The organism is Paraburkholderia sp. GAS199 (assembly GCF_050436585.1).
Classification (GTDB): domain Bacteria; phylum Pseudomonadota; class Gammaproteobacteria; order Burkholderiales; family Burkholderiaceae; genus Paraburkholderia.
On record NZ_JBNDMM010000010.1, the window covers coordinates 264437 to 277218 of the forward strand.

Consider the following 12782-nt stretch of genomic DNA (forward strand, 5'->3'; position numbering starts at 1 on the left):
TTCGTTTGAGTAGTCCGCTCGACATCGCCGGTTTGTGGTCGGCACGTCGAGCGGTTGCTGCGTCTGCGTTCCCGCTTGCGTAGGCGTCGGCGCAGGAATTGGGCGACACGCGCCGGCAAGCGCGCGCATGAAGATCAGCTTCCGAGGCCGCCCATCATCATGTATTTCAGTTCGGTGTACTCATCGAGTCCGTACTTCGATCCTTCGCGTCCGAGCCCCGATTGCTTGACGCCGCCAAAAGGCGCCACCTCGGTCGAAATGATTCCTTCGTTGATGCCGACCATGCCGCTCTCCAACGCTTCGGCCACGCGCCAGGCGCGAGCCAGGTCACGCGTGTAGAAATACGCGGAGAGCCCGAATGGCGTGTCGTTCGCAGCGGCAATCGCTTCTTCTTCGGAGTCGAAACGGAAGCAGGCGGCCACTGGACCGAACGTCTCTTCTCCGGCAATCAGCATCGAGCGATTGGCGTCGACCAGCACAGTTGGTTCGTAGAAGGTGCCGCCGAGCGCATGCGGCTTGCCACCTGTCAGCGCCTTCGCGCCTTTTTTCAGCGCGTCCGCGACATGCGCTTCGACCTTGCCCAGCGCGGCCTGATTGATCAGCGGACCCTGCTCCACTTCGCCCTGCAACGCATTGCCGACGCGCATGCGTTTCACCGCAGCGGTCAACGCCTGCGTGAATGCGTCGTAAATGCCGGCCTGAACGTAGAAGCGATTCACGCACACGCATGTTTGTCCGGTGTTGCGGAACTTCGATGCAATCGCGCCTTGAACGGCGGCGTCGATATCCGCGTCGTCGAAAACGATGAACGGTGCGTTACCGCCGAGTTCGAGCGAGAGCTTTTTGAGCGTATCCGCCGACTGCTTCGCCAGCAATTTGCCGACACGCGTGGAGCCGGTGAACGAGAGCTTGCGCACGACGTCCGACGCGGTCAGCGCGCCGCCGATCGCCACCGCGTCGCCGGACACGATGTTGAACACGCCCGGCGGAATGCCAGCCCGCTCGGCCAGCACCGCGAGTGCGAACGCCGACAAAGGCGTTTCCTCCGACGGCTTGAGCACCATCGTGCAGCCCGCCGCGAGCGCCGGCCCCGCCTTGCGGGTAATCATCGCCAGCGGGAAATTCCACGGCGTGATGGCGGCGACCACGCCGACCGGTTCGCGCGTCACGATAATTTTCGCGCGCGGATTCGGGCTCGGAATCACGTCGCCGTAACTGCGTTTCGCCTCCTCGGCGAACCATTCGAAGAAACTGGCCGCGTAGGCCACTTCGCCGCGCGCTTCGGCGAGCGGCTTGCCCTGTTCACGCGTCAGCAGTTCGGCAAGCGCATCGCGATGCTCGAGCATCAGTTCGCCCCAGCGCCGGACGCGCGCACCGCGTTCTTTCGCGGTCAGCTTGCGCCATGCCGGGAACGCGCGCTCGGCAGCGGAAATCGCTTGCAGCGTTTCCGCCGTGCCGCCTTTTGCCACCTGCGCGACGACTTCGCCCGTCGCGGGATTCAGCACGGCATACGTGGTCGCGCTTTCGTACCACTCGCCGCCGATGTAGTGTCCGGTCCGCAGAAATTCGCTCATGCCGCCTTCTCCAGTTCTTCGACGAACGTGCCTTGCGCGAGACGCGCTTCGCGGGCAATCCGTTTACCGGCCGTGTAGTCGTTGATCAGATCGCACGGCGTGTAATTGCGTTCGAGTTCGAAGAGTTCGTCGTCGGTGAGTTTCGTCCCGAGCGCGGCCACTGCGCTGTCGAACTGAGCCGGCGTGTCCGCGCCGACCAGCATGCTCGACACGCCGCCATGATTGAGCACCCACGCCTGGGCGATCTGCGCTGCCGACACACCGCGCCGCGCCGCCACTCTTGCCACCGACGCGGCAATGTCGCGCGAAGCCATGTCGCCGTACATTTGCGCCGTGAAAAAATCGGTCTGATTGCGCGTCGAATTCGGATCGCAGGTCAACAAACCGCGCGCCAGCGGACTGAATACCGACACGCCGACACCCTGATCCTGGCAATACGGAATCATTTCGCGCTCTTCCTCGCGATAGGCGAGGTTGAGCTGCAATTGCATGTTGATGGGCTTGTGCCAGCCGTTGCGCTCGCAGACCTGCATGATTCGCGCAAACTGCCACGTGTACATCGTCGACACGCCGATGTAGCGCGCCTTGCCGGCTCGCACGATGTCGTTGAGCGCGCCCATGGTTTCCTCGACGGGCGTGTTCACGTCGAAGAAATGCAGCATGTAGATATCGACGTAGTCCATGCCGAGTCGCGTCAGCGATGCGTCGATGCCGTCCATGATGTGCTTGCGCGAATGGCCGCCCGCGTTCTGATAAACGCCCATGTCGTAGCCGACCTTGGTCGTCACCACGATTTCCTCGCGGCGTGCCAGACGCTTGAGAATGCGGCCGACCACTTCTTCGCCGACACCCGTCGAATAGAAATCGGCGAGGTCGATGAAATTGACGCCGGCGTCGAGCGCGTGCCGCACGATCGGCTCGCTTTGCGCTTCGTCGAAAATCCACGGCTTCCACTGCGGCGTACCCATGTTCATCGTGCCGAGGCACAGGCGCGAAACCTTCAGACCCGACTGGCCGAGGCGGATGTATTCCATTGCGTTGTCTCCTTCCAGATCTCGATTGCTCAATTCACGCCGGCGATCAGCGTTGGTTCGGGGTGTAGAACGGGTTCGATACGTCGCGCGCGGCGGCGAAGACTTCGTCGCGATGCGGCAGGCCTTTCATCGCCGCGAGAATCGCGTTCTTGCACGCGCGGTAGTTGTTCATGAACACGGCGTCGAGGTCGTCGGTTTTCGGATTGACCCAATTCGCCGACACCACCACCCAGTCGTTTTCCGCTTCGGGCGGCAGCGTGCCGTTTTCGAGCGACTCGGCCACCGCCTTGGCGATGCCCGCTTGCGAAGCGCCCCAGGTCGCGTTGCCGTGGAAGTCGCCGTCGATCTGCGCCTTGTTCACGTACAGCGTCAGCGGTTTGGTCGGCACGCCCGGCCGCGCGATCACGACGAACGGCGCGTGGCCTGCGGAAGGCGTCGCGAGCGCCGTCGCGAAGGCCTGCCCGGCCGGCCCGTTACGCGGACCGACCAGCACGTTGATGTGGGCGAGGTTGACGCCGGGGCCTTCGAAGCCTTCGCCGATAAAGAGTTGTTTGTCCGTCGATGCGCTCATGGTCTTTCCGTCGAAGTTGAGTGGATGACCGATTGTGCGGCGGCGTTTCGACGAGCCTGTATCGATGAGTTTTGATGCGGGGTATGAGGCGAACTCAACTCCGGGTTTCTCCCAACCACGCGCGGCATGACGCACCTGCACGCAAAGGTGAGAGTTTTCGGGAGAGGGACGGCGACGCTTCGCGGCAAGTGCAAAGGTGATCGCGATGCAAAACGTTCGCGCACCTGCCGCGCGCTGTCGAAAGCGATGCAACTGTCCGCGAAATGACGGATGCAAGCTCGCCGAGGCCGGCGCCGCGATGCTTCGCACAGCCTGGAGACACCCGTCAGCAAAGGCTGACGCGGCTTTAGCGGAATTGAGGCGGATGAGTGACGAGTGCGACGGGCGACTGCCGGTCAAGGTGCGCGGCGCGCCAGCGCCAGGCTCACCGAAGGAACGCAGGGGTGATGGATCGTCGCCAGAGATGCGCACCGCATCAGCACGCCTGACTCGAAAGGTGAGGGTTTTCGGGACTTCGCTGCGGTGCGGAAAACAGTTCGCGCGGCTTCACTTCAGCGCCGCAGGCACGCCGCAAACGTGCTCGCGCTGCATGGCGTGAGGTTAAGCGTCGATCAGGAAGCGCTCGCGATTCTTGCCTTCCAGCCACGCCGGCGAGCGCCCGCGACCGCTCCATGTCTCGCCGGTTTTCGGGTTTCTGTATTTGGCCACCGACGGCGCTTTGCGCGCCGCCTTGGGCTTGCTCGAAAAGCCCAACTCTTCGGCGGTCAGATCGTATTCGGCGACCTTCTGTTTGATGTCGGCGATCGCCTGCGCGATTTCCTTTTCGCGCGCCACCGCGACTTCCTTGTGGAGCTTTTCGAGTTGCGCGGTCAACTGCTTGTACGAGGCCATGGCGGATGCTCCGGATGAAATCTGTTCCTGTCACGCACACTATCAGACGATAAAAGTGCCGGATAGAGCCGGCACGACACGCTCAATCGTCAATGGAATCGTACACGCGCCGCTCGAAGTCGACTGCCATCGGAAACGCTTCGATCGACCGTCGCTGGATCAGCATCAATCCGATCATGTTTTCGACGGGATCGGCGAACCAGCTCGTGCCATATGCGCCGGGCCAGCCGAACGAACCCATCGAGCGATAGCCGTGCGCGAGCTGCTGCGCCGGATCGTCGACGATCGACAAACCGAGGCCGAAGCCCTGTCCCGCCCATAGAATCTGTCCGAAGGCCGGCACGCGACGCTGGTCCCGGCTCAGGAAATTCGTACGCATCAGATCGACGGAGCGATGCGAGAGCAAACGCGTCGCGCCGACACGCCCGCGCCCGAGCAACAGTTGCGCGAATTGCAGATAGTCCTGCGCCGTCGACACGAGACCGCCGCCGCCGCTCTGAAAACGCTCGGCGTTGGCCCACCGGCTTCTCGACGGATGATCTTCCACCACGCGCTGGCGCGTACCCGGCTCGACGGCATACGCGGTGGCGAGTCGCGCCAGTTGAGCGTCCGGCACCCAGAACGCCGTATCGCGCATGCCGAGCGGTTCGAAGATGCGCGTGCGAAAGAATTCGCCGAGCGACATGCCGCTCACGCGCTCGATCAACACGCCGAGAATATCCGTCGCGATGCCGTAGTGCCAGCGCGTGCCGGGCTGGAACATCAGCGGCAAGGCGGCGATGCGCTCCAGCCATGCATTGCTGCCGCCATGCGCCTCGATGCCGTTGAAGGCGGCGGCGTACGCCTTGGCCAGCGGTCCGGTTGCCGTGAAGTGATAGGCGAAGCCTGCGCGGTGCGTCAGCAGATCGAGCACCGTGAGCGGCGCCTTGACCGGGTCGGTTTGATCGAGCGGACCGTTGGGATCGCGCAATACGCGCGGCGCGGCGAGTTCCGGCAGCCACAGCGAGACCGGCGTATCGAACGCGAGACGATCTTCTTCGATCAGCATGAGGATCGCGGCGCTGGTGACGGGCTTCGTCATCGAGGCAATGCGAAACAGCGTGTCGCGCTCCATCGGCAGTCGAGCATTTTCGTCACGCGATCCTAGCGCTTCGAAATAGCCGATTTCGCCATGCCGCCAGACCAGCGACACGACGCCCGCCACTTCGCTTCGTTCCACATAGCCTTGCAAAGCGTGAGTGAGCGTCGCCAACCGGGCTGCCGAGAGTCCTGCAGGGTACATGATCGTCCAGAGTGATGGTGACCGGCAGGCGCCGCGCCGAAAGCCGTCATTGATCGGAAGAATAGGATAAAGACAGAAGCGCCGGCAAATGCGTGCGGCAAACTCCCGGCCGGATTCGCGGACAGAACCCGCGCGGGCCGAACCGAGATTTCCTACGATTTGGGCACTGCGCGGCGACGTTCCGTTGCTGCGATCGGAACGTTACCCGATCGCCAGGAACATGCACCGCATGAGTGGATCATGCGGCGGCCGCTTTTTGACGCGCTTCGAGCGCGGAAAGCGCGGCGTTCAGACGTTTCACGCGGCTGGCTTGCGCCGGTACGAGAGTGGCGCACGACATGGAATCGATGCGGCTGCGCCAATAGGACAACGGAATGCGGTCTTCAGCGGAAATATGCGTAATTACGTGCTCAAGATGTTCGATGTCTTTTTCGAGTTGGTGGTGATTCATTGTTTTCCCCGGAATTACTCGTTGAACTGGTCTTAAAAGCATAAAACGTGCCGTTCCGCCCTATTCCTTATAAAGCGGAAATTGTTCCTTGACTTCCTAAAACGCCATTCTGTAAATCGGAAAAACCGTCTGCCTCTTGATGGGCTTGCTTTAATACGAGGATACCGCCGCTGAAGTTCGCGTTCCGTTAGGCGCCGCACCGACTTCGCGTATTGGCATCTCGAACTCACGAGTACGCCTCACGCGCTATACGCGGTAAGGGCTCGTAATAACTTTGCTGAAAATTCAATATGCATCTTAGCGTGTTTAAAAATCCAGATTAGCGTCATGGATTTATGACGACCATGCGCTTTCGCAAACCATCAGATAAACGATGACGACAAGCCGACACGCAGGACGTGCCGCCATGATTTAACCGATAAAAGACGCAAGAAAATGCGCAGGCGCATCACGGGGATAACGCCTGAGTCGAGGAAGAGAAGAAGGATTTATGAAGTGTGAAGCGCCAGCGCAACGGCTGGCGTCGAGCTATTTTGTCTTGCAGGCGTAAAGCAGGCTGAGGGTGCCGTTTTCGTTCGACTGGCGGACGGTATCGAACGCGCCGCCGCAACTCGCGGTGGCTTGCTGCGAACAGGAATCGGAACCGCTCGGGCATTGGACCAGCGTGGTCGCACGGCCGTCCGAAAGAAACAGCGGCGCGCTGCTGCTGCAACCGCTCAGCAAAGCGACTCCGCCAACGGCCAGCGATGCTGCCAGCGCGGCGCAGGCCTGGCGCGCGAGAGACGAATGTCTGCGTTTCATGTGCAACCCCGATCACGTCTTGTTTTTCGATGACGCGATTGTGCCACGCGGCAATTGCGCTGCGTCACTCGCTGCCACGCTTTGTCACAAGTCGATACCGTGCGCCGCAATCTTCTTGTAAAGCGTCGCGCGGCCCATGCCGATCTGCGCCGCCGTTTCGATCACGCGACCGCCGTTCGCGCGCAACGCGTCGGTGAGAAAGCGTTTTTCGAAGTCGGCCATGGCGTCGCTCCAGAGCACGCCGGCTGGCAGCGGCGTGTTTTCCGGCGACTCGTCGCGAGCCGTCGCCGTCGCCGACGCGGCCAGGCGCTGCGCGTTCGATCGACGCGCGGCATGGTCGTGGGCCGGACTGATGAACGGAGCCAGCGACCGCGCGTCGATACGCTCGCTGTCCGACAACATCACCGCGCGCTCCAGCGTGTTGCGCAACTCGCGCACGTTGCCGGGCCAGTCGCAGGAACACAGCAGGCGCACCGCATCGTCCTGCAACTCGAAGTGACTCGCGCCGCGCGACTGCGTGAGATCTTCGAGCATGGCGTAAGCCAGCGCCTCGATATCGGTCAGTCGCTCGCGCAACGGCGGCGCATGAATCGTCAGCACGTTGAGCCGATAGAACAGGTCCGCGCGAAACCGCCCCGCTGCGACGAGCGCGGGCAGATCGGCCGAAGTCGCCGCGATGATCCGCACGTCAGCGCGCACGATACGGTTCGAGCCGAGCGGTTCGAACTCCTTGTCCTGCAAGACGCGCAGCAGCTTGCCCTGCAACGGCAACGGCATGTCGCCGATTTCGTCGAGAAACAGCGTGCCGCCGTTCGCCAGTTCGAACTTGCCGACACGGCCTTTACGATCCGCGCCGGTGTAGGCGCCGGGCGCGGCGCCGAAGAACTCGACTTCGAGCAACGTGTCGGGCATGGCCGCGACGTTGACCGTCACGAGCGGCTGCGCGGCGCGCGCCGAACCGCCGTGAATCGCGTGGGCCAGCAATTCCTTGCCGGTGCCGGTTTCGCCGAGCAGCAGCACGGGCGATTCGACCAGCGCCGCCCGGCGCGCCTGACGCTTGACTTCGAGGCTGGCCGCGCTCGTGCCGACAAAACTGCCGAAGGTGTATTTGGCGCGCCGCGCTTGCGCCAGCGAGCGGCGCGTCGCGATCAGCTCTTCCTGCACGCGCGAGTAGTGCGAAAAGAGCGGCGTCAGCGCTTTGAGTTCGTCGAACAACGCGAAGCCGACCGCGCCGACCGTCTCGCCGGCATCGTCCTTGAGCGGCAAACGCGTGACGACCAGCGGCTCGCGATCCGTCTCCAGCACGTCGAGCAGAATCGGCTTGCCGGTGGTCACGACCTCGCGCATCAAACTATTCGGAATCACCGCTTCGCAATCGCGGCCGATGGCCTGCTCGGGGTCCGAGAAACCGAAACGCGCCGCGTAGCGCTTGTTGATCCACACGACGCGAGCCTCGGCGTCGACGATGAACGTGCCTTCGCTGAAATTTTCGAAAGTGCGGAAGAGCGAATCCATCGCACGGCGCAGCACGTCGCCGTAGGTGGCGGGCAAACCTGCCCAGTCGTTCATCATGGTGTCGCTGTCTCCAACTACTGTTGTATTTATACGTGTCTCGTTTCGTAGACAATCTTATCTCATCGACGAGACGGCCAGCAGGTCCACAGCATAGGGGTTTAACCTCATTTCCGGCCAGATTCGGCCTTTTTGCGTCCCGTTTTAGAGACGTTTGGGTACAATCGGGCGCATCGCGTTCGGGGCGTTTGCCGGGGAAATCAGCGGGCAGGCGGCTGCGAACGTTATGGCATGGAACCTGCAATTTGGGGCGCCTGCCGTGGCCGCGTGGAAACGGCGTACCTGTAGAAGTAGAACAACCAAGCCTTTGGAGACTTAATGTCCTTTGTCATCGTCCTCGCCGCATTGGCGTTTCTGATGTTCGCCGCCTATCGCGGCTACAGCGTCATTCTGTTCGCACCGGTCGCCGCGCTCGGCGCCGTGCTGCTCACCGACCCGTCTGCCGTCGCGCCGGTGTTTTCCGGCATCTTCATGGAGAAGATGGTCGGCTTCGTCAAGCTGTACTTCCCGGTGTTCCTGCTAGGCGCCGTGTTCGGCAAGGTCATCGAACTGTCGGGCTTCTCCGAAGCGATCGTCGCTGCCGCCATCCGTTATATCGGACGTTCGCGCGCCAACGCGGTGATCGTCGCGGTGTGCGCGCTGCTCACCTACGGCGGCGTTTCGCTGTTCGTGGTGGTGTTCGCGGTCTACCCGTTCGCCGCCGAACTGTACCGTCAAAGCAATATTCCGAAGCGCCTGATGCCGGGCGCGATCGCACTCGGCGCGTTCTCGTTCACGATGGATTCGCTGCCGGGCACGCCGCAGATCCAGAACATCATTCCCACCACGTTCTTCAAGACGACTTCGTGGGCGGCACCGGCACTCGGCGTGATCGGTTCGCTGTTCATCATCGTCGTCGGGCTGACGTATCTGGAATGGCGCCGCCGCGCCGCCATGGCAACCGGCGAAGGCTACGGCACGAACCTGGTCAACGAACCGGAACGCGTGGAATCGAAGCAGTTGCCGCATCCGTTGCTGGCGGTTGCACCGCTGGTGGTGGTCGGCGTCGCGAACTTCCTGCTGACGCGCTGGATTCCCAACTGGTACGGCACGTCGTACACGATCGCGCCGGAAATCCTGCCGGGCATCCATGCGCCGGTCACCACCACGATCAAGAGCGTCGTCGCCATCTGGGCGGTCGAGGGTGCGCTGTTGCTGGGTATCGTGATGGTCGTCATCACGGCGTTCGGCCGGGTGCGCGAGCGTTTCGCGGTCGGCACGAAAGCGGCCGTGGCGGGCGCGTTGCTGGCTTCGCTGAACACGGCATCGGAGTATGGTTTCGGCGGCGTGATCGCTGCATTGCCGGGCTTCCTGGTGGTCAGCGACGCACTCAAGAGCATTCCGAATCCGCTCGTCAACGCTGCGGTTTCCGTGAGTTCGCTCGCGGGCATTACGGGCTCGGCGTCGGGCGGCATGAGTATCGCGCTCGCTGCCATGTCCGACACGTTCATCAAGGGTGCGGAAGCCGCGCACATTCCGATGGAAGTACTCCACCGGGTCGTCGCCATGGCGAGCGGCGGCATGGACACCTTGCCGCACAACGGCGCGGTGATTACGTTGCTGGCCGTGACGGGTCTGACGCACCGTCAGTCGTATCGCGACATTTTCGCGGTCACGGTCATCAAGACCATGGCCGTGTTCTTCGTGATCGCGGTTTATTACGCAACCGGTCTGGTGTGATCGCCGTTTGACCTGAGTTTGAAGCTTGAAACGGCTACCGTGACGTCGCCTCGACGAACCTCACGGTAGCCGGCAGTCGAATTACCCAACGCTCGCCGGCCACTCCGGCGACTGCGCACCGCGCCAGTAGCACATCTTCCGGTTTCCGTCCCAGCTTCCCTCGATAAATATTTTTGCTTTGCGCCCAGGCGCCGGGTCAACATCGGCTGCCAAAAAGCCTGTATATTCATACAGTGGGGACGCGCTCGCAACAGCGCGGCAACAATGGCTGAAACGAACTGGCGGCAAGGAGATTTCGTGAAACAGATTGGACTGGCTTTGATGATCGCGGCGCTTTCGCCGGTGGCCTTCGCGGCTGGCAGCTACACGGAAGTCTGGAACCCTCCGGAGGCGCGCGCCGCGGCGCCCCGTCGTCCGGGCAATCTCCATCGGCTCGCCACGCATCGTCACGCGTCGGCGCATACGGTGAAGTTCCATGCGCGGCGTGCGCCAGCTTCCGCGCCCAAGCTCATGGTCAAGCAGAACCGCATGCAAGACGCAGCGCCGTCCACCGAACCGGACATGTCCGACATCCCGCGGCAAATCACGCCCGAGGGCAATGTGCTGCGCGTCACCACGCATGGCGCAACCGCCCAAGTCACGCGCTGATGGAATCGCAGTCTTACCGCGGCTACAGCGTCTGGGGACACGCCATCCTGCAGCAGGAAGGCATTCTCGAGCCGGAGCGTTTCGCGGCGAGCGGCACCATCACCTCGACCGGCAAGCTGGTCGAAGCATCGGGCATTCTGGGCTACTTCGACACCGAAGAAGAAGCGCAACACGCGGGGCTGGAATGGGCCCGCGCATGGATCGATAGCCACAGTTAAGCATTGCGCAAGCGCTCGCCGGAGCGCTATTGTTGGTCGAACGTTGGCTCAACCAGCGTCGCGCAACAACGGGAGGCGACACCATGAACGCAAGCCATCCACAGTGGGACGAGCGGTTCCATCAATGGTATCGGGAGCAGGACTGCTCGCTCCAGGCATTCGCCAGTGTGCTCACACCCAGCGCGGAAGACAATAAACTGCGCTACGCCGCTGAGACACATCACCACATTCCCGTTTTCGATCTTCGTGAGTTGGGCGACGTGCTCGACGATCCGTCACAACGCGCACGGCTCCAGGCCGAGTGGGCGACCGTTTTGAAAGCAGGCGCGGGTGTGCTCGTGCTCAAATACGCTTACGCCAACCTGCAAGCTGTCGACGCGGCCACGGAAGTCTTCGAATCGATCATCCGCGAAGAACGGCAAAGCGGCGTCGCCGCTGCGGACCATTTCGCCAAGGCCGGTGCGAACGACCGCATCTGGAATGCCCAGGAAAAGTTGTGCTTGCGCGCACCCGGCGTGTTCGCCCGCTACTTCGCCAATGCCGCCGTCCGCACGGTGGCCGAAGCGTGGCTAGGTCCGCATTTCCAGATGACCTCGCAAGTCAACGTGGTGCGCCCCGGCGGTCAGGCTCAGCAGGCGCATCGCGACTACCACCTAGGTTTTCAGACGGTGGAGCAAGCTGAGCGCTATCCCGCGCACGTCCACGCCATGTCGCCGTTTCTGACACTGCAAGGCGCAATCGCTCACAGCGACATGCCGGTCGAAAGCGGACCCACCAAACTGCTGCCGTTTTCGCAACGTTACGCGCAGGGTTATCTCGCCTGGCGTCGTCAGGATTTCCGCGATTACTTTGAAACGCACTTTGTTCAACTGCCGCTCGAAAAAGGCGATGCGGTATTTTTCAATCCCGCGCTCTTTCACGCGGCCGGATCGAATCGGACGCAGTCGGTTCAGCGCATGGCCAATCTTCTGCAAATTTCGTCGGCGTATGGACGCGCAATGGAAACGCTCGATCGCGTGAAAATGTGCGAGGCGCTGTATCCCGTGCTATTGGAACAATTGAACGCAGCCAGCATGACGGCGGAAGAAGCCGATGCCGCCATTGCATCGTGTGCCGAAGGTTATCCGTTTCCGACCAACCTCGACCGCGATCCGCCACAAGGCGGCCTGGCGCCGGAAAGCCAGCAAGCATTGTTTCAACGCGCATTAGCGCAAAGGTGGAGCGCGGCGACATTTATTGCGTCGCTCCAGGAACAGGCCGGGAGAAGGGAGGCGTAGCCGCGCCATGTCAATGCAGGTACGTCGAACTTAAACCGTTCTGCATAAAAAGTAATTCGTGTCGTTCGTGTATTGCGTTTCAGCAATACGTTTTGCTTGCGTCTCGCTTACCAATAAATTTAAAAGATCAAATTTGATTGCAGTGTGCTTGACCCCGAATCGTTCCAGTGTTTTGATCTGAACGCGCCACATTAAACGCGCAGAAAAACACGAGAAATAACCAATACAAATCGGGGCACCACATGATCAGAAAAACCATGGCGACGCTCGTCCTGCTGGGCGGGATGCTGGGCGCGCAGTTCGCAATCGCACAAACGTCACCGCTGCCGCAACTCGGCTTCAAACTGGGTGACGATGTCGCTACCGTCAAAGCCGCGCTGAAAACCAGCGCCGACGTCGAACCCATGCCGCGCAATCCGCTTCTGCCGACAAATGTGCCCGACATGAACAAGGGCAAATCGATTCTGCATTTGCGGACCAAAGGCATCTGGGTATTCTTCAATGCCGCGGGCACGGCCGAAACCATCCGGCTCGACGCGCCTTTCTCCGGTGACGTCATGGGCGTGACGATCGGCGAAGACATCAAGAAGGTCACCGCGAAGCTGGGCAATCCGATCAGCAAACCGAATACGATCCTGACGATGCAAACCTATCGCTACGTGCTCGACGATTCCGCCTATGTGACGTTCAACGCCAACGATGACGGCGTGCAGGTCATCTTCATCACGAAATGACAGCGCATCG

Annotated in this window: 13 protein-coding genes; 5 read left to right on the top strand and 8 right to left on the bottom strand. The window is 61.7% G+C overall.

Going from position 1 to position 12782, the window contains the following annotated elements; translation table 11 throughout:
- Window positions 1-134 precede the first annotated feature (134 nt).
- From P3T18_RS32020 to P3T18_RS32055, 8 genes are all read right to left on the bottom strand, one after another.
- Window positions 135-1574, bottom strand: coding sequence for an NAD-dependent succinate-semialdehyde dehydrogenase (locus P3T18_RS32020; RefSeq protein ID WP_429303976.1), 1440 nt, complete (start codon window positions 1572-1574; stop codon window positions 135-137).
- On the bottom strand, window positions 1571-2608 hold the full coding sequence (locus P3T18_RS32025) for an aldo/keto reductase (protein ID WP_429303977.1): 1038 nt from the start codon (window positions 2606-2608) through the stop codon (window positions 1571-1573). The genes P3T18_RS32020 and P3T18_RS32025 overlap by 4 nt, the downstream gene beginning before the upstream one ends.
- Before the next feature lie 46 nt (window positions 2609-2654).
- Window positions 2655-3179: a formaldehyde-activating enzyme gene (gene fae / locus P3T18_RS32030; RefSeq protein ID WP_429303978.1), complete on the bottom strand. Its 525-nt coding sequence runs from the start codon at window positions 3177-3179 to the stop codon at window positions 2655-2657.
- 600 nt (window positions 3180-3779) lie between these two features.
- Window positions 3780-4070, bottom strand: a complete 291-nt coding sequence (locus P3T18_RS32035) for an H-NS family nucleoid-associated regulatory protein (RefSeq protein ID WP_429303979.1) — start codon at window positions 4068-4070, stop codon at window positions 3780-3782.
- A gap of 82 nt (window positions 4071-4152) precedes the next feature.
- Complete coding sequence (locus P3T18_RS32040) at window positions 4153-5352, bottom strand: serine hydrolase domain-containing protein (RefSeq protein ID WP_429303980.1); 1200 nt, start codon at window positions 5350-5352, stop codon at window positions 4153-4155.
- Window positions 5353-5590: 238 nt separating this feature from the next.
- Window positions 5591-5803: a hypothetical protein gene (locus P3T18_RS32045; protein WP_429303981.1), complete on the bottom strand. Its 213-nt coding sequence runs from the start codon at window positions 5801-5803 to the stop codon at window positions 5591-5593.
- Window positions 5804-6331: 528 nt separating this feature from the next.
- Window positions 6332-6604 carry a hypothetical protein gene (locus P3T18_RS32050; RefSeq protein ID WP_429303982.1) on the bottom strand — a complete coding sequence of 91 codons (273 nt, stop codon included), beginning with the start codon at window positions 6602-6604 and terminating at the stop codon, window positions 6332-6334.
- Window positions 6605-6688: 84 nt separating this feature from the next.
- Window positions 6689-8176: a sigma-54 interaction domain-containing protein gene (locus P3T18_RS32055; protein WP_429303983.1), complete on the bottom strand. Its 1488-nt coding sequence runs from the start codon at window positions 8174-8176 to the stop codon at window positions 6689-6691.
- Window positions 8177-8494: 318 nt separating this feature from the next.
- Between P3T18_RS32055 and P3T18_RS32060 the strand changes: the two genes are divergently transcribed.
- The 5 genes from P3T18_RS32060 to P3T18_RS32080 all read left to right on the top strand — a co-directional run bounded on the left by P3T18_RS32060 (window position 8495) and on the right by P3T18_RS32080 (window position 12772).
- On the top strand, window positions 8495-9895 hold the full coding sequence (locus P3T18_RS32060) for a GntP family permease (RefSeq protein ID WP_429303984.1): 1401 nt from the start codon (window positions 8495-8497) through the stop codon (window positions 9893-9895).
- Window positions 9896-10192: 297 nt separating this feature from the next.
- Window positions 10193-10543: a hypothetical protein gene (locus P3T18_RS32065; RefSeq protein ID WP_429303985.1), complete on the top strand. Its 351-nt coding sequence runs from the start codon at window positions 10193-10195 to the stop codon at window positions 10541-10543.
- A complete protein-coding gene (locus tag P3T18_RS32070; RefSeq protein WP_429303986.1) occupies window positions 10543-10761 on the top strand; it encodes a hypothetical protein in 219 nt (72 codons plus the stop codon). The genes P3T18_RS32065 and P3T18_RS32070 overlap by 1 nt, the downstream gene beginning before the upstream one ends.
- 83 nt (window positions 10762-10844) lie before the next feature.
- Complete coding sequence (locus P3T18_RS32075; protein ID WP_429303987.1) at window positions 10845-12038, top strand: phytanoyl-CoA dioxygenase family protein; 1194 nt, start codon at window positions 10845-10847, stop codon at window positions 12036-12038.
- 242 nt (window positions 12039-12280) lie between these two features.
- Entirely contained in the window at window positions 12281-12772 is a 492-nt protein-coding gene (locus P3T18_RS32080) for a hypothetical protein (protein WP_429303988.1), read from the top strand.
- Window positions 12773-12782: the final 10 nt, after the last annotated feature.